Below are 16,266 nucleotides of genomic sequence, written 5' to 3'. Positions count from 1 at the left end.
GAATACACGGATGATTGGGCTGCTCCCGATGTGGCGAAGTGCAACAGCGAGCTTTCGGAGAAGGGCTTACCAACGCTGACCGAGGTGAGAGCGCGCTTTTCGAAGGTCGTGCAGCGGGTGGTTCGCCGGGGCCGGATAAAGACCGATGACGAATTTTATGCTCTTCGAAATGCGGTCGAACAACAGGGTATAAACGCAGAGATTTTGTGGCCGCTGCTTGAGGCATATGAAATACAAAGCATGAGCAACTGACCGCTTTCGGGGCGCGCGAACAGGACACTAATGACGGAAATTGGTCGGCGGCCGACCGGCAGCTTTTCCGCTGTCAGATCGACTGCTCATCCCTGGAGGAATGACCGCTTCCTGGAAATGAGAATGAGCCTCCGAACGGCGAAAAGTGGCCCATCGCTGCCACCTTCGACCCTTTTTTGCCATTCAGCTGCCCTTTTTTTTATTTCTAGGGCCGGACTGTCCGGTTTTTCCATTCTACGTGCCAGATCTTATCGACTGCGGAAGAGGGTGCTCGCCGCTGCGGCGACCCGCACTATTTTTGGCCATGCACTCGCTCCAACCAAGTTATTCTTTTCTCAGCCATCCGACAGATGCCCAATGAGCAGAACTTCTCCACTATTTTGAGCTTCATACGTTCTTCAAAAAGTGCCGCTGCGTTTCCTCTCGATGCTTCCGTAGATATGCCATGAATGGCGTGCCTCCAGTCCCCACCGCGCTACTGTTGCCCAAGGCGTCTTTCGCCTGCCGGTGGATATAGTTTGCTGCATATTCGAGGTGGCGGGTACGGAAACGGCCGAGACCGGCAACGCAGCGGTTATAGGCTTCGCGCAGATCGGGCCGCTCTGACGCGGCGACAAAATCACGCAGCCCACTCGCCTTTCGCACACGATCGATGAAGGCGCGGTGCAGCGGCGGGCGATAGGCGTGCAATTCGTCCAGGAAAGAGCGGAGCGGATCCTGCGCATGCTGAATGCCGAGCAGGGCGTCCATGGCAGGCACGATCGAACTTTGGGCTCCCGTCTGGCCGCGAAACAGCTGCGGCACGCCGCCAGCTTCGGCAACGCCCTCATAGATCAGGCCGCCGCCAAGGGCCGGATTGTCTTGCCAGCCGTGAATATAGGGCCGGACACGATGGAAGTAGATGTATGGATCGCACCGCTCCGGCATGCGATCGAATATCCTGTTGATATCATCCCAGCCTGCACTGATCATTGTCAGGCCGCGCTCAGCCGCTCCTGCATCGCCCTGGGCCGCCGCTTCCATGAGAGCGGGGATTTCTGCAAGCATCGCGCCTGCACGCGCCTCGATCGCGACATGAACCATCACGAACCACGCTTCGTCCTGGCCGCCAAGAAAATGCTGGACCATATAAAGATTGCCCAACGCGATGGGGCCTGATCGGTCCAGCCGGTCCCAATTGTCCAACACATAGGCCGAATAAGTGAGCAGTGGCTTCTGTTCGAGCCGCCGGGCGAGCGCCCATATGGGCACCGCCAGCGACGCGGGAAGCGAGGCGGGGGCCACCTCTTCGCCCCACACATAAGCCTGAACCAGAAAGGCATAGCGCACGAAGGCGGTGCGGATCTGATGTTCCGGCGCGTCCGCGCAGAAGGACGTCAGTTCCAGCAGGGGAAGTTGCTCAAGATGAGACCGGATGCGGCCGGTGGGCAACAGGCGTGGCAGATCATGCGCCGCTTCGGCAATCGGAGCCAGATCGCCTGACAGCGAAACGTCAGCCATATCATAGGCACACAAGAAGCCGCGCTGTCTGCTGATGGCGTGATCGGCGATGTCGAGGCTCGGCGTCATAGACTGCCTCCCTCCGTTCGGCGGCCCACACCCTATCTGGGCACGAAATGGGACAAGACAAGGGCCATGGCGGGCAGCAGCACCGCCGTCCGCCTCCGCCTCACCGATCGATCCCGCTGCTTTCGCCGCGGGTTCGTGCTATAAGGAAAACCTGCCGTCTCGCCAGGCATCAAGCCATTGGCGAAGGGATGGTAAGGTGGGATGCCCGTGAGGCATTGGACGATCCTCTTCCGGTGCGGCATCAGCCGCCTTCTTGCCCAATTGGGCAGCGTCATCCTGCTGTGCCTTTGCGTCACGCAATCCGGGCCATCGGGCGCCGCTGCGCCTGCGCCTGCGCCTGTCATCATCCTCAATCTCGACGGCGTGGTGGGCCCGGCGACGGCCGATTATGTCCGCAAGGGTCTCCGGACCGCTGCCGCGCGCAAGGCGCCGCTTGTCATCCTGAGAATGGATACGCCCGGCGGCCTTGACACATCCATGCGCCTCATCATCCGGGCGATCCTCGCCTCGCCCGTTCCCGTCGCTTCCTACGTCTCCCCTAGCGGAGCGAGGGCAGCGAGCGCCGGGACGTTCATCCTCTATGCCAGCCATGTTGCGGCGATGGCGCCCGGCACCAACATGGGTGCCGCCACCCCCGTTCATATCGGCGGCATTGCGCCGGCACGGGACAACGATCAAAAGAACAACCCTCCCAATCCCATGGAAACAAAGGTGGTCAACGACGCCGCTGCCTTCATCAGGTCCCTGGCGGAGCTTCGCGGCCGTAATGCCAGCTGGGCGGAAAAGGCCGTCCGCGAAGCCGCCAGCCTTCCGGCTTCGGCCGCCTTGAGCACGCATGTCATCGATATGGAGGCACGAGATGTAGCCGACCTGCTGCGCAAGCTGGATGGCAGGATCGTCAAGGTCAGCGCTGGTGCCGTGAAGATCGACGTCGCCCACCGCACTATCGAGGAGATCGCACCGGACTGGCGAACGCGACTGCTGGCGACGATCACCGATCCCAACGTCGCGCTGATCCTGATGACCCTAGGCGTTTACGGATTGGTCTTCGAATTCATGAATCCGGGGTCCTTCCTGCCCGGAACGCTGGGCGCAATCTGCCTGCTCACCGGACTTTACGCCTTCGCCGCCCTGCCGGTGAATTTTGCGGGCGTTGCCCTGATTGTCCTTGGTATCGGCCTGGTGGTTGCGGAAGGCTATCTCTTTTCCCACGGCGTTCTGGGCATTGGCGGATGCGTGGCCTTTGCGCTCGGCGCGGCGATGCTAATCGACACCGACACACCGGCTTTTCGTATCTCCTGGCCGTTGATCGCGGGACTGTCCCTGGCGACTGCCACTTTCGTCCTTCTGGTTGTCCGCACGGCGCTGCGCGCGCGAAAAAGCAGGATCGTAAGCGGCGCGGAAGAGATGACCGGCGCCATCGGCGTCGTACAGGATTGGAGCGGCGGCAAGGGCCATGTGTTCGTCCATGGCGAGCGTTGGGCAGCGGCCGGCCAGGAGGCGTACTCTCAGGGCCAACTGGTCCGGATCGTCAGAATTGCGGGGCTCACGGTCGAAGTGACCAGCGACGCGGCCAAGGAGGTTTAAATGCTCACGGATCTCGCCTTCTATCTCCCGCCGATCATTGTGCTGTTGCTGTTCCTGTCGGCAGCGATACGGATACTGCGCGAATATGAGCGCGGCGTCATATTCACGCTGGGCCGCTTTACCGGCATCAAGGGACCGGGGCTGATCCTCCTCATACCATTCATCCAGCAGATGGTCCGCACCGATCTGCGCATGACTGTGCTCGACGTACCCCCGCAGGACGTGATTTCCCGCGACAATGTTTCGGTTCGGGTCAACGCCGTGATCTACTTTCGCATCATCGACCCGGAACGCGCGATCATCCAGGTGGAGGACTTCCTCACCGCCACGAGCCAGCTTGCCCAGACGACCTTGCGATCGGTCCTCGGTAAGCATGAGCTCGACGAGATGCTCGCCGAACGGGACAAGCTCAACAATGACGTTCAGGAAATTCTCGACAGCCAGATCGCGGCCTGGGGCATCAAGGTCGCCAATGTCGAGATCAAGCAGGTCGATATCACCGAAACCATGATCCGCGCCATTGCGCGGCAGGCCGAAGCGGAGCGCGAGCGACGAGCCAAGATCATCAATGCCGAAGGCGAACGCCAGGCCGCGCAGCAACTGCTGGAGGCGGCCACCATCCTTGGGCAACGGCCGGAAGCGATGCAGTTACGCTATCTCGGTTCGCTCAACTTCATCGCCGGTGACAAGAACTCGACCATTGTTTTTCCATTTCCCATAGAATTCGTTCAATGGCTTAAGGACGTGCCCAATTCTGAAATTGGCAGATCCAGTCGCCACAATGAGCGCTAGAGAGGCTAATGACCCCGCAGCTACTGCCATATTGTCCTATCGTCGATTATCTCGTCCAGATGCACTGACATTCTGTGTGGCGCCTACAAGCACTCGCGAATTTTGCTCTCAAAATGGGAACCCGATGCAATCGACCCTTGTCGGACTCTCAGCACTCTATTTTTTCGTCCCAGGTGCGGAAGGTCCGCTATCCGGCAGGTGTCGACCAAATTGAGATACTTGGATCAGTCAATGTAACCGACGGCTTTTTCTCAAACCGGTCAGTCAACCATAACGGAACCAGCCGCTGCGAGCACACTGTTTGTGAATGCGCTATGAGCTGTATCGGTCAAGCGCACGGTTGCTGAGGCCGCCTTGGCGCGGGTTCATCGCAGCCAGGATCAGCCCTGAGGCCGTACCTTTCCCGTATAGCACCATGAGCCAAATGACACAAGATGCGATTGACTCGCATTATACAGTTTGCTTAAGCGAACCTCGTTTACGGGGGGCTCATGAAGCATCACTATTTTTTATCCGCGTCGCTGTTTGCTGCCTTGCTAGTATCTTCGGCTGGAGCAGCCGATGAAGTGCCATCTTCGGGCGAGCAGAACGAGATCATCGTCACCGGCGAAAAGGCGGCCCGGAGCCTGCAGAAGACGACCGCTTCGGTAAGTGTGACCACCGAAAGGAAGCTGGCCGAAGAAAATATCCTGACCATCCAGGACGTCTACAACCGCACGGCCAATGTGTCCGAAACCTATGGTCCCTCGGGTTTCTCGATCCGTGGCATCGACCAGCGGGGCGTTTCGGGGGGTGGTGACGCGGCGACAGCGACGGTGTTCGTCGATGGTGCGCCGGTGCCGCAGGATGTGCTGTCGAACGGGCCCACCGACATGTGGGATGTGGCGCAGGTGGAGATTTTCCGCGGGCCGCAATCGACCATCCAGGGTCTCAATGCGCTGGCTGGCGCGGTGCATATCCGCACGCAGGATCCGACCTTCAACTGGAGCGTGAAAGGCCGGGCGCTGGTCTCCTCTTTCGACACCACGCAGTTCGCTGTCGCTGGCGGCGGCCCCCTGGTGCCGGGCGAACTCGCCTTCCGCGTTTCGGCCGAGAAGCGGGATTCTGACGGCTATATCCGCAACATCACTCGTAATGAGCCAGAGAGCAGAGTGGACTCAACCTCTATCCGCGTTCGGCTGCTGTGGACGCCCTCCGCCGTGTCGGGGTTTGAGGCGCGCCTGAGCTACCATCATTTCGAAACGAAGGGTGGCTATCTCTTCACCTATGTCGATGCGACGGTGCCCGACTATTTTGATAATCGCACCAATCCCTCGGATTATCCCAACAGCAGCGATGTCGACAACGATCAGGTGACGCTGGACCTGCGCTATGATCTGGGCGGCGGCCTGTCGCTCAGCACGCTCGGCACCTGGACCGATACCGACTTCACCCGAAAATATGATGGCGACTCATCAGCCGCCAGCATCGCCTACAGCGACATCGCGGGCGGGGCGGAAATATTCACGCAAGAAGTGCGGCTCAATTATGAGGGCGACCGGCTGAGCGGTCTGGCCGGGCTGTTCTACTATAATCGCGACCAATATCGCCGTTCGCATCAGGTGACCTTGGTGCCGACGCCCGGCCCGACGATCGCCAGCCTGTTGACGCCTGCGCTCGGCGCGCAGACGGCGACGCAGGTCGCGGCCCTCTACACCACCGCGCTGCCCAACATTCCGGTGGATTACACGTCCGACTTTCCGACCAAGGTCGAGACGATGGCCCTGTTCGCCGACGCGCGCTATCGGCTGACCGACCGGCTCTCGCTGCTCGGCGGCTTCCGCTACGATCGCGAACGCAACAAAATCGGTGGCGAGGCAATCGCGCGCTTCGTAGGCTCTTTGCCGAACCCGGCGGCATATGGCCCGCTGGCACCAGCCTTCGCCGGTGTCAATGCTGCCGTGCTTGGCCTGGTGGACGATGCGAGCGGTTCGGCACCGACGGGTACGCGAACCTTCAACGCCTTCCTGCCCAAGGCAGGCATGGAAATGGCGTGGACTCCTGATCTTGCGACGGCCTTCGTCGCACAGCGCGGCTATCGCTCCGGGGGAAGCGGGTTCAATACCGCCCGTTCGCAGCTCTTTCCCTATGATCCGGAATTCACCTGGAACTATGAACTGTCTCTGCGTTCGACCTGGCTCGATGGTCGCCTGACCGTCAATGCCAACGCCTTCTACATCGACTGGAAGGACCAGCAGACCACCGCGAATTTCGGTAACGGTCTCTATGACACCCATACCGTCAACGCCGGCAAGTCGCATCTCTACGGTTTCGAGCTGGAACTGGCGCATCGCATTTCGCCCGCGTTCGACTGGTATGCGAGCGTCGGGCATACGCGCACGAAGTTCGACAGCTTCGTGACCGATGTGGGATCCATCACAGATCTGTCGGGCCTGGAATTCCCTTACGCCCCGAGATGGACCTTGGCGGGCGGTGCCAATATGCGGTTCGGCGGCGGCTTCAACGGCAATGTCAACGCGAGCTATCGCAGCGCGGTTTATACGGACGTATCCATCCCGCAGGCAGATGACCGGGTCGGCGCGCGTACGCTGGTCAACGCCCGCATCGGCTACGAGGCCAAGCATTGGAGCCTGTCGCTGTTTGCGAACAACCTGTTCGATGAGAAGTACGATCAGTATCTCAACAGCTTCACGAACTTCGCCGTCATCGGTGCGCCACGCAGCGTGGGCGTCATCCTGGAAGCCGGCTTTTGAGCCCCGAAGCGCCTCTTGCCGCGATGGCGCTCATTCTCGGCAGCTCTGCCGCCGGCGCCTGGATGCTGCGCCGCGCCTGGAGCCGCAAGGGCGGTAAGGCGCCGTGGCGCTGGGCAGGGCTGTGCATGCTCTTGCTCGCGATCCTCCTTGCCGCCTCCATGCTGGGCAAAGGACGCGGAATATTCACGGCCCTCACGCTGATGGGGGTCGCCGGACTCAGCGTGGTCGCTTCTGGCTACACCATGAAGCCAGCCAAGGCAGGTCGCGCGGCGCGGGAGGGCCTGGCGCCCGAACCGGCGGAGCAGGCGCCAAGCGCAGGGCGCACCACGTTGCGTTGGTCACTGGCCGGGCCGATTGGCATGGTGGCAGCGATCAGCCTCGGCATCAGCTATGCCGTCTGGGCGCCGGGCGAGGCGCAGACGCGGCTCCTGATCGGCGGGCTGATCGTGCCGCTGGCCTGGGGCGGTGCCATGGCCTGGACCCTGGCCGACAGCCGAATTCTGCGCGCGACCGCCGTTTTGGTGGGAACTGCCATTGCAGGCTTCGGCGCAGCCATGCTCAGGGGATTTGCATGACGAAGGGAACAAAGGGCGCTGGCTTTCCATCGGCTGATCTCGTGCGCGCCGTGCTCAAGGGACATAGCGGCCTCGGCCTTGCCTTTGCCGCGCTGCTGTATCTCATATGCCTGACCGGAACGATCGCGGTTTTCGCTAATGAATTCCAGCGCTGGGAGAACCCGGCAGCGGAGCATATGGAAACGATGTCCGGGGAGGCTGTCCAGGCGGCCTATCGCGCCGCGCTGGGCCGCGCGGAAGGGCCGGTCGAGCATGTGCTCATCATCATGCCGAGCGAGGATCGCCCCTGGCCGACCATTCGGGTCGATGCCAAGGATGGGACCCAGACAAGCTGGGTTGCTGACAACGCCGGGCGCATCACGGGCAAGGTCCGCGACGGTTGGACCCAATTCCTGACGCGCCTGCACATCAATCTCCACCTGCCGCGAAGCTGGGGCGGCTTCATCGTCGGCTTGACCGGGGTTGCCCTGCTCTCTTCGCTCATCTCGGGCGTGCTGGCACATCCGCGCATCTTTCGCGATGCGTTTCACCTCCGGCTCGGCGGTTCGCGGCGGTTGCAGGAGGCCGACATTCACAACCGCATCGGCGTGTGGGGGCTGCCCTTCCACCTCATCGTATCTCTAACCGGCGCGCTGCTTGGTCTCAGCACCATCATCATCGGTGCGCTCGGAATGGCGGTGTTCCAGGGCGACACGGCCAAGGTCTATGCCATCTTCACGCCCCCTCATCCGGCGGAGGATGCGCGGCCCGCCCCGCCGCTCGACCTGCGTCCGATGTTCGCACAGATAGCCGCGCGCGCACCGAGCGGGCGCATCAGTTATCTCGCGCTCGAGCATCCCACCGAAGTGGGTGGCTCTGCCATGTTCGAGGTGGAAGATGGATCGTCCCGGCTCGCCAATGCGGACAGCTATGCTTTCGATCGCCAGGGCAGGCTCTATCATGAACAGAAGGCAGCTGAAAACAATGTGGGCCAGCAGATCCTGGGTTCGCTTGGTCCCTTGCACTTCGGCTGGTTCGGCGGCGGCACCATCAAGATCGCTTATTCTCTGCTGGGCCTCGGGCTCACCTATCTCGCGGCCGGCGGCGTTACCATCTGGCTGGCGCGCAGGCGGGACAAGGGACGGCCCGCACCCGGGTGGGAGCGGGTGTGGACCGCACTCGTCTGGGGACAGCCAGTCGCGCTGACCGGCGCCGCGTTCACGGCACTGTTCACGTCGTCGGTCACGCCCTTGATTTGGGTGTGGGCCGCCATAAGCATCGGCGCTCTTGCTGCCGCCGCTCTGTTTCCCTCCGCCACCTTATCGCAGACCGGTCGCGCCATCACGGGCACGTTGTTGATAGTCCTGGCCACGGCTCATCCCGCTTTCTTGGGGACGGGCGACAACATGGCCCTGATCGTCGATGGCGCTCTCGGACTGATTGGATTCATTCTGCTGGCAATCCTTATCCTTAGGATCCCGGTGCTCAAAAAGATGTCCCGGCTGAACGCCGACGAGCCCGATCGTGCAGGCTTGGCGGCCCGTGGTTGATGAAAGGAGATATTCCATGCGGCGCTTTGCTTCAGTTCTTCCGTTGTTGATGCCGTCCGCGGTGATTGCGCAGACCGGCGAGGATGCGCGCCCCCGGATTATCGTCTCCAGCGCCGCGACGATCCCCAGCCCTCCTGATCGCGCGGTCGTCAGCTTCTCCGTTCATGGTGAGGGCACGACCAGTGACGAGGCCGTGCGCGTCATGGTGGCGAAGCGGGACGCGATCGAGAAGGGACTGGCAAGTATCTCAGCGGGTTCCGACGTACGCGCCGCGCAGATCGGGATAGCCGAGGTGCGAGGGCGCGACTGCAATCGCAACACTTACGGCAACCCGCGCCTGTCGACCGGCGAATGCGCCATCGTTGGCTATACGGCAGATATCCAGATGGAGGTTCGCACGGCGGCGGTGAACGAGGCCGGCACGATGGTGTCGCTCGCCGGCCGTCTCGGCGCGACCAATCCCCGCATCGACCGCTTCTTTCTCGCCGAGGACAAGGAGATCCGCCGGCGCGGTGTCGCGCAGGCGCTGGCCGAAGCCAAGTTGCAGGCGGAAGCTATCGCTCGCGCCTCGGGCGTCAGGCTGGGCGGCGTCCTCAGCGTGTCCAATCTTAGCTTCAATGGCCCCGGCCCGTATGACGATATAGTTGTCACGGCGCAGCATGCCAGCGCGCCGCCACCGCCGCCACTACCGCCGCCCGTTGCGGTCGGACTGAAGCCCCGCGCGATCGAAACGCAGGTGAAGGTACAGGTCGTCTACGCGATTCAACCCTGAGGGTCGGATATCCTTAACGCGATTGTCGGCATTCAAGGAGCCGTCGCCACTTCTTAGCCGAAAAATTTGCAGGCCAGACGGTGGCGGCGGCAGGCGACCAGACCCGGTCTTTCGTGACCAGTCGGCTTCTGATAAATCAGATGCCCTTGAATTAATCCATATATCCGCTAACGTGGATATATGGACAACGACGCAGCCATCTTGGCGCGCTCGCGCAGGGCACGCGCCTCGATGCATTCCGCCTGCTGGTCCGCCACGAGCCTGCAGGCTTGGCCGCCGACGAAGTCGCCAAGGCCCTCAATGTGCCGCAGAACACCATGTCAGTGCATCTCGCGACCCTTGCCCGCGCGGGCTTGATCCGCTCCGAGCGGCGCAGCCGCGTCATCAACTACCGCGCCGACCTCGACCAGTTGAGGGCGCTCACCCTGTTTCTCGTGAAGGACTGCTGCGGCGGGAAGGCGGAGCTTTGCGAGCCGCTGATCGCCGAGCTCAACCCCTGCTGCTGAAGGCTGCCATGACCGTGGATATCATCATTTATCACAACCCCGAGTGCGGGACGTCGCGCAATACGCTAGCGATGATCCAGAACGCCGGCATCGAACCGCACGTCATCGAATACCTCAAGACGCCGCCGAACCGCTCGCGCCTCGTATCGCTGATCGGCCGCATGGGCATCACTCCACGCGCCCTGCTGCGCGAGAAGGGCACGCCCTATGCCGAGCTTGGCCTCGCCGACCCAGCGCTCACGGACGACCAGCTCATCGATAGGATGATCGAGCATCCGATCCTCATCAACCGTCCGATCGTCGTATCGCCGCTCGGCGTGAAGCTCTGCCGACCGTCAGAGGAGGTGCTCGATCTGCTGCCCGTGCGGCAGCGCGGGGCGTTCACCAAGGAAGATGGCGAGAGGGTCATCGACGACGCAGGCGACAGGATCGGGGCATGACCGCCACTGCGCCGGCCAAGCCGGCGATCAGCACGTTCGAACGCTATCTCAGCCTCTGGGTGGCGCTCTGCATCGTTGTCGGGATCGTGCTCGGCTACGCGCTGCCGGTATTGTTCGCCGCGATCGCGTCGGCCGAGGTCGCGCGCGTCAACCTCGTGGTGGCGGTGCTCATCTGGCTGATGATTATCCCGATGCTGCTCAAGATCGACTTGCGCGCGCTCGGCTCAGTCCGCCAGCATTGGAGGGGTGTTGGCATCACCCTCTTCATAAACTGGGCGGTAAAGCCGTTCTCGATGGCGCTGCTGGGCACGCTGTTCCTGGGCTGGCTATTTCGTCCGCTGCTGCCGGAGGGCGAGCTCAGCTCCTACATCGCCGGCCTGATCCTGCTCGCCGCCGCGCCTTGCACGGCAATGGTGTTCGTGTGGTCCAACCTCTGCGATGGCGAGCCGACCTACACGCTGAGCCAGGTCGCGCTGAACGACGTGATCATGGTGTTTGCGTTCGCGCCCTTGGTCGGCCTGCTGCTCGGGGTCGCGTCGATCACGGCGCCGTGGGACACGCTGCTCATCTCGGTCATGCTCTACATAGTCGTGCCGGTGATCGTCGCGCAGGTCGCGCGACGTGTCGTGATCGGTTCGGGCGGTCAACCAGCGCTCGATCGGCTGCTCGCCAGGCTTGGACCTATGTCATTGTTTGCCCTGCTCACCACGCTGGCGCTGCTGTTCGGGTTTCAGGGTGAGGCGATCGTCGCCCATCCGCTTGTCATCGTGCTGATCGCGGTACCGATCCTGATCCAGGTCTATTTCAACGCCGGCCTTGCCTATTAGCTGAGCCGCCGCCTCGGCGTGGCATGGTGTGTGGCCGCACCCGCTGCCCTGATCGGCGCCTCCAACTTCTTCGAGCTGGCGGTTGCCGCTGCGATCAGTCTGTTCGGCCTCAACTCGGGCGCAGCGCTGGCGACGGTCGTTGGCGTGCTGGTGGAGGTGCTGGTGATGCTGTCCGTGGTCACGATCGTGAAGCGGACCCGACCTTGGTACGAAGCGGGAGCCGTGGCATGACTCAGATCTATTTTTCTGAGGCACGCTACGCCGATGATGTCCTGCGTCTCGCCCTTAGCGCCGCCGGGCTCCCGACCGACGATATTGGTGGTCCCGACCAGATGTTCTTCAGCCTGTCCGACGACGTCGGGCTGATCGGGTTCATCGGGCTGGAGGGTGATGGCGCCGATCGGCTGCTTCGCTCGCTGGTCGTGCTGCCGACCCGCCGCGGTCAGGGCTATGGCGCATGCTGGTCGAACGGCTCGAAGGCATCGCCGATGAGGCGATAGACCGGCTGCACCTCCTGACCAATGGCAAGGCCGAGTTCTTCCGCGCGCTCGGCTATGCCGATGCCGATCGCGACCGCGCACCGGACTTCATCGCCGCGACTGCGCAGTTCGCTTCGCTGTGCGGGCCGCGCGCGACCTATCTCGTCAAGGATCTTGGATGACCCGTCTCCGAACGCTGCGCGATCCTGACGATCTGCCTGCTCTCGATCGCGGCATCGTGATTGACCACCCTGGCGCTGGCATAGGCGACGATCAGCCGCCGCCGCGTATCCTCCTGCTCTATGGGTCGCTTCGCGAGCGGTCGTTCAGCCGGCTCGCGGTCGAGGAAGCGGCACGCCTCCTGATCCTGTTCGGCGCCGAGGTGCGGATATTCGACCCCAGCGACCTGCCGTTACCGGATCAGGTGGCGGGGGACGATCATCCCGCTGTGCATGAGTTTCGCCAGCACGCGCTATGGTCCGAGGGCATGGTCTGGTGCAGTCCCGAGCGGCATGGCCAGGTCACCGGGATCATGAAGGCCCAGATCGACCATCTGCCACTTGACTTCGGTGGTATGCGACCGACCCAGGGCCGGACCCTCGCGGTCATGCAAGTGTCAGGCGGTTCGCAGTCATTCAACGCCGTGAACACGCTGCGTCTGCTCGGCCGCTGGATGCGGATGATCACCATCCCCAACCAGTCGAGCGTGGCGATGGCGTTCGAGGAGTTCGACGAGGCCGGTCGCATGCGACCGTCGAGCTACTACGATCGGATCGTCGACGTGATGGAAGAGCTGGTCTGGTTCACGGTCCTGACCCGGTCCCACGCCGGGCAACTGGTTGACCGCTATTCCGAGCGCAAGGCTGCTCAAGCGAAGCGTGACGCTGCCGTCGATCTCGCCTCACAGGCTCTCGAATGACAGCTTAGCTGGAAAGCCGTCATTCCGACGGATTGGCGTCAACGGCAGCTAACGTCCCAGGTGCCGCCTACCGCCATCGACCCATCCTTGCCATTCAGCCGCCCACTTCTCCTTCCCGATTTCGGCCAATGCGGTTTTCTCTCCGCGACGGCCAAGCGGCCAGATGGTTTGCCACCCGAGGCGACAAGCCATCCGGCCTTCGAGCCTAGTGATCAGATCTGCACCTGGCCGCCATCGACAAAGAGTTCGACGCCGTTGACGAAGCTCGCGTCATCAGAGGCGAGGAACAGCACGGCCCTGGCGATTTCCTCGGGCTGACCGATCCGACCCACGGGGATCAGGCTGGCGAGATAGGCCTTGGTGCCCGCCGCCTGCTCGCTGCCGCCGAAGAGATGGTCGAGCCCGGCGGTCTCGGTCACGCCAGGGCTGACGGCGTTGACACGGATGCGGCGATCCTTGAGGTCGAGGATCCAATTGCGCGCGAAGCTCCGCACCGCCGCCTTGGTCGCCGAGTACACGCTGAAGGCAGGCGTGCCCGAAATGCTCGTGGTCGAACTCGTCAGGATCACCGAGGCCCCGTCCTTCAGCAGCGGCAGCGCCTTCTGGACAGTGAACAGCACGCCCTTCATGTTGGTGTCGAAAGTGCTCTGGTAGTGCTCTTCGGTGATTGCGCCGAGCGGCATCATCTCGCCGCCGCCGGCGTTGGCGAAGACCACGTCGATCTGCGCATGCTGCTGCTGGACCGCGTCGTAGAGCCGGTCGATGTCTGCGAGCTTGGTCATGTCGCCCTGGACGCCGGTGACGCGCCCACCGATCGCCTTCACCACGGCATCGAGCGTTTCCTGCCGCCGCCCGGTGATGAATACCGATGCGCCCCCATCGGCGAAGGCCTTGGCCGTCGCGAGACCGATCCCGCTGGTGCCACCGGTCACTACCACCACCTTGTCGTTGAACTTGTTCGTCATCGTCTTTCTCCTTCGTGTTCCGGCGAAGCGCCGTTGCCCGAATGAGATGAGCTGAGAACGTGATGCGTGTAGACGGCAGATGTGGCACTCAGCGTTCCATTGGAGGAACGATGATGCGGATCGACCTAAACGACTATGCCTATTTTGCCGAAGTGGTGGCGCACCGCGGCTTCGCTGCTGCGGGGCGCGCGCTCCGGGAACCCAAGTCCAAGCTGAGCCGCCGCATCGCCGGGCTCGAGGAGCGCCTCGGCCTTCGCCTCATTGAACGATCCAGCCGCCGCTTCCGCGTGACCGACACCGGCCTTGCCTTCTATGAACGGTGCCGCGCCATCCTGGCCGAGGCCGAGCAGGCTGAGACGCTGGTGCTCGAGGCACAGGCCGAACCCCATGGCCGCATCCGCTTCAGCTGTCCCACCGGCATGGTCGAGCCTATCTCGGGCCTGATATCCGCGTTCCTTACTCGCTATCCCAAGGTGCGCCTGCAGTTCGTCGCGACAGACCGCGCGGTAGACCTGATCGAGGAACGGATCGATCTTGCCTTGCGGGTGCGCACCGCGTTGACCAGCGATGCCGCGCTCACAATGCGTTCGCTAGGCAGGTCGACGCGTATCCTCGTCGCCTGCCCCGGACTGGCAGGCCAGATCAAGCAGGTGGAGCAGCTCGCAAACCTGCCGATGCTCGCCACCGATGACGCCGCAGACGATCTCGAATGGCACCTGGAGACCGAGGATGGCCACAAACATGCCATCCGCACCGCGCCGCGCATGGGCTGCACTGACATGGCCGCCGTGCGCAACGCCGCCATCGACGGCCTGGGCATCGCGATCCTGCCCGACCACGTCTGCCGCGAGGCGCTGCTTACCGGCAAGCTGGTCCACGTGCTGCCCGCCTGGCGCGGCCTTCAGGGCATCGTGCACCTCGTGTTCACCACCCGCCGCGGCTTGCCGCCAGCTGTGCGAGCGTTGATCGATCATCTCGCGGCAGGGTTTCCCCGAGAGGTCGTGGCGCGGATGCCATGAGTTCAAGTTCGGGCAGACCGCGAGACCGTGGCCGACCAGAGCCGGTCGTTTATCCGGCTTCTTGTCGTGCTTGGAACCGGACGCTGACGGAAAACACCTGTTTTCCGTTTGGCCGATCGAGCACGATTGGGAAGCAGCCGGGCGGCACGCGCCCTCAACATTGCCGTTCGATCGATCGCCACGGCTTCCCGAAACCGGCCGCCTGAAGAATGTGCGACCGTCCCGTTTCTCCATCTCCGATGCGGCATTTCGGGAAAACACAATCGGGAACAGGTTTCGGGAAAGCCAGCCTCCCATCCGGTGCCTGTGCGCACCGTTACCGGCCGTCCCGCGACACGTTCGTTTGTGGGAAGGCGTTGACGCCATTCCGAAAGGCGAACGCCTGCGGCAAAACTGTCCAGTGTTAGTCCAATTGGCCGTTTCGGTAATATAATCTCAGCGTTATCGAGGGGGGTCTAGGCATAAATGACGCGAGAGTGTTGATGACAGTTAAGTTAATTGCACTTCTGACGAAGCGTCATGACCTATCCCGATCTGATTTCATGGCTTGGTATGAAGAAAACCATGTCCCTACCATTATCGAGGTGATGCCGGGGATAGTTGAATATAAGAGAAATTATCTTCCTGAAAGCGTTAAAAGAGTTGACGTGGTGACCGAGATATATTTCTCGGATAAGTCGTCGTACGACGCCGCTATGGCCACCGCCTTCGTACCGTCCGCCTTGGCGAGAATCGAGCACGATCAACAAATGCTTTTTGACCCAGAGGGCATCCATATCACTCTCGTCGACGAACGGGCTTGCTCGCTTTCGGATTAGGCCATTACTGAATCTAATCTCTTTTATCGGGTTCCGCTGGAAAAGCGTCTGTTATCCTACGTCGATAGTGCACCAAGCGACGCTTCGCTGGTCAAAGACCTGCACTGTGGGTTGAGGAAACTCGGCTGACGCGAATGCGCCTGCCGGCACAGAAATCATGCCGGGACGCATCTCAACGTCATAGAAGACGGTCGAACCGCAGGTCGGGCAAAAGTTGTAGACATTGGTTCTGCCGGAGTCTGTCGCACGCGCGAAGATGTGCCGTTTGCCCGCGATCTTGACCGCATCGGCAGGGAAGCTCGCATTCCACGCAAAGGCGCTGCCCGTTCGACGTTTGCTGAGGTGGTGTCGGCAATTCGGACAGGGTGATAAGCTCATCCCGACCTGAAGGAATGGACGGGAATGAAGACGACGAGAAAGCGCTACAGCGCCGAGTTCAAGGCGAAGGTGGCGATGGAAGCGAT

The 16,266-nt window shown here is 62.1% G+C and carries 17 protein-coding genes and 1 pseudogene; 15 read left to right on the top strand and 3 right to left on the bottom strand.

The annotated features are described in order from the left end of the window. A partial coding sequence (locus tag MRBLSP13_RS11985; protein WP_363754672.1) for a hypothetical protein occupies positions 1-252 on the top strand: 252 nt, incomplete at its 5' end. 387 nt (positions 253-639) lie between these two features. Here the strand turns inward: MRBLSP13_RS11985 and MRBLSP13_RS11980 are convergent. Further along, positions 640-1,821 (bottom strand): indoleamine 2,3-dioxygenase, encoded by a 1,182-nt coding sequence (locus tag MRBLSP13_RS11980; protein WP_363754669.1) that lies wholly within the window; start codon positions 1,819-1,821, stop codon positions 640-642. A 207-nt stretch (positions 1,822-2,028) separates the two neighbouring features. Here MRBLSP13_RS11980 and MRBLSP13_RS11975 point away from each other — a divergent pair, with 207 nt between their 5' ends. From MRBLSP13_RS11975 to arsH, 12 genes and pseudogenes are all read left to right on the top strand, one after another. Beyond that, complete coding sequence (locus MRBLSP13_RS11975; protein WP_363754666.1) at positions 2,029-3,408, top strand: NfeD family protein; 1,380 nt, start codon at positions 2,029-2,031, stop codon at positions 3,406-3,408. Next, on the top strand, positions 3,409-4,200 hold the full coding sequence (locus tag MRBLSP13_RS11970; protein WP_363735567.1) for a slipin family protein: 792 nt from the start codon (positions 3,409-3,411) through the stop codon (positions 4,198-4,200). 491 nt (positions 4,201-4,691) lie between these two features. Continuing rightward, a complete protein-coding gene (locus tag MRBLSP13_RS11965; RefSeq protein WP_363754663.1) occupies positions 4,692-6,953 on the top strand; it encodes a TonB-dependent receptor in 2,262 nt (753 codons plus the stop codon). A gap of 23 nt (positions 6,954-6,976) precedes the next feature. Continuing rightward, positions 6,977-7,528 (top strand): hypothetical protein, encoded by a 552-nt coding sequence (locus MRBLSP13_RS11960; protein ID WP_363754660.1) that lies wholly within the window; start codon positions 6,977-6,979, stop codon positions 7,526-7,528. After that, positions 7,525-9,057: a PepSY-associated TM helix domain-containing protein gene (locus MRBLSP13_RS11955; RefSeq protein WP_363735571.1), complete on the top strand. Its 1,533-nt coding sequence runs from the start codon at positions 7,525-7,527 to the stop codon at positions 9,055-9,057. Before MRBLSP13_RS11960 ends, MRBLSP13_RS11955 begins: the two co-directional genes overlap by 4 nt. 16 nt (positions 9,058-9,073) lie before the next feature. Continuing rightward, positions 9,074-9,829, top strand: a complete 756-nt coding sequence (locus MRBLSP13_RS11950) for an SIMPL domain-containing protein (protein ID WP_363735573.1) — start codon at positions 9,074-9,076, stop codon at positions 9,827-9,829. 176 nt (positions 9,830-10,005) lie between these two features. Further along, entirely contained in the window at positions 10,006-10,335 is a 330-nt protein-coding gene (locus MRBLSP13_RS11945) for an ArsR/SmtB family transcription factor (RefSeq protein WP_414714709.1), read from the top strand. Positions 10,336-10,343: 8 nt separating this feature from the next. After that, positions 10,344-10,775 (top strand): arsenate reductase (glutaredoxin), encoded by a 432-nt coding sequence (arsC, locus tag MRBLSP13_RS11940; RefSeq protein WP_363735576.1) that lies wholly within the window; start codon positions 10,344-10,346, stop codon positions 10,773-10,775. Continuing rightward, positions 10,772-11,833, top strand: a pseudogene (gene arsB / locus MRBLSP13_RS11935) (ACR3 family arsenite efflux transporter). Before arsC ends, arsB begins: the two are co-directional and overlap by 4 nt. Next, a complete protein-coding gene (locus tag MRBLSP13_RS11930; protein ID WP_363754657.1) occupies positions 11,830-12,102 on the top strand; it encodes a GNAT family N-acetyltransferase in 273 nt (90 codons plus the stop codon). Before arsB ends, MRBLSP13_RS11930 begins: the two are co-directional and overlap by 4 nt. Beyond that, a complete protein-coding gene (locus MRBLSP13_RS11925; RefSeq protein WP_363754654.1) occupies positions 12,060-12,263 on the top strand; it encodes a hypothetical protein in 204 nt (67 codons plus the stop codon). The genes MRBLSP13_RS11930 and MRBLSP13_RS11925 overlap by 43 nt, the downstream gene beginning before the upstream one ends. Then, positions 12,260-13,000, top strand: a complete 741-nt coding sequence (arsH, locus tag MRBLSP13_RS11920) for an arsenical resistance protein ArsH (RefSeq protein WP_363735580.1) — start codon at positions 12,260-12,262, stop codon at positions 12,998-13,000. The genes MRBLSP13_RS11925 and arsH overlap by 4 nt, the downstream gene beginning before the upstream one ends. Before the next feature lie 212 nt (positions 13,001-13,212). Here arsH and MRBLSP13_RS11915 read toward each other — a convergent pair whose 3' ends face one another. Further along, positions 13,213-13,965, bottom strand: coding sequence for an SDR family NAD(P)-dependent oxidoreductase (locus tag MRBLSP13_RS11915; RefSeq protein ID WP_363754651.1), 753 nt, complete (start codon positions 13,963-13,965; stop codon positions 13,213-13,215). Between the two features lie 110 nt (positions 13,966-14,075). Here MRBLSP13_RS11915 and MRBLSP13_RS11910 point away from each other — a divergent pair, with 110 nt between their 5' ends. Then, the gene (locus tag MRBLSP13_RS11910; protein ID WP_363735583.1) at positions 14,076-14,984 is read left to right on the top strand and encodes a LysR family transcriptional regulator; all 909 of its coding nucleotides are present in this window, start codon (positions 14,076-14,078) and stop codon (positions 14,982-14,984) included. Between the two features lie 482 nt (positions 14,985-15,466). Next, entirely contained in the window at positions 15,467-15,802 is a 336-nt protein-coding gene (locus MRBLSP13_RS11905; RefSeq protein WP_363735585.1) for an EthD domain-containing protein, read from the top strand. A gap of 51 nt (positions 15,803-15,853) precedes the next feature. On the opposite strand, the gene MRBLSP13_RS11900 is transcribed toward MRBLSP13_RS11905, so the two are convergent. Further along, a partial coding sequence (locus MRBLSP13_RS11900; protein ID WP_363754648.1) for a GFA family protein occupies positions 15,854-16,266 on the bottom strand: 413 nt, incomplete at its 5' end.

Origin of the sequence: Sphingobium sp. LSP13-1-1.1, from assembly GCF_040676415.1 — a bacterium.
Classification (GTDB): Bacteria; Pseudomonadota; Alphaproteobacteria; order Sphingomonadales; family Sphingomonadaceae; genus Sphingobium.
Note: the sequence above shows the minus strand (reverse complement) of the source record. Positions and strands in the feature narration are given on the sequence as shown.

Excerpts from the sequence above, each read along its gene's own strand:
- MRBLSP13_RS11950 (WP_363735573.1), top strand. The coding sequence starts at position 9,074 with ATGCGGCGCTTTGCTTCAGTTCTTCCGTTGTTGATGCCGTCCGCGGTG.
- MRBLSP13_RS11955 (WP_363735571.1), top strand. The coding sequence starts at position 7,525 with ATGACGAAGGGAACAAAGGGCGCTGGCTTTCCATCGGCTGATCTCGTG.
- MRBLSP13_RS11905 (WP_363735585.1), top strand. The coding sequence starts at position 15,467 with ATGACAGTTAAGTTAATTGCACTTCTGACGAAGCGTCATGACCTATCC.
- arsH (WP_363735580.1), top strand. The coding sequence starts at position 12,260 with ATGACCCGTCTCCGAACGCTGCGCGATCCTGACGATCTGCCTGCTCTC.
- MRBLSP13_RS11960 (WP_363754660.1), top strand. The coding sequence starts at position 6,977 with ATGGCGCTCATTCTCGGCAGCTCTGCCGCCGGCGCCTGGATGCTGCGC.
- MRBLSP13_RS11965 (WP_363754663.1), top strand. The coding sequence starts at position 4,692 with ATGAAGCATCACTATTTTTTATCCGCGTCGCTGTTTGCTGCCTTGCTA.
- MRBLSP13_RS11970 (WP_363735567.1), top strand. The coding sequence starts at position 3,409 with ATGCTCACGGATCTCGCCTTCTATCTCCCGCCGATCATTGTGCTGTTG.
- MRBLSP13_RS11915 (WP_363754651.1), bottom strand. The coding sequence starts at position 13,965 with ATGACGAACAAGTTCAACGACAAGGTGGTGGTAGTGACCGGTGGCACC.
- MRBLSP13_RS11930 (WP_363754657.1), top strand. The coding sequence starts at position 11,830 with ATGACTCAGATCTATTTTTCTGAGGCACGCTACGCCGATGATGTCCTG.
- arsC (WP_363735576.1), top strand. The coding sequence starts at position 10,344 with ATGACCGTGGATATCATCATTTATCACAACCCCGAGTGCGGGACGTCG.
- MRBLSP13_RS11910 (WP_363735583.1), top strand. The coding sequence starts at position 14,076 with ATGATGCGGATCGACCTAAACGACTATGCCTATTTTGCCGAAGTGGTG.
- MRBLSP13_RS11980 (WP_363754669.1), bottom strand. The coding sequence starts at position 1,821 with ATGACGCCGAGCCTCGACATCGCCGATCACGCCATCAGCAGACAGCGC.
- MRBLSP13_RS11925 (WP_363754654.1), top strand. The coding sequence starts at position 12,060 with ATGCTGGTCGAACGGCTCGAAGGCATCGCCGATGAGGCGATAGACCGG.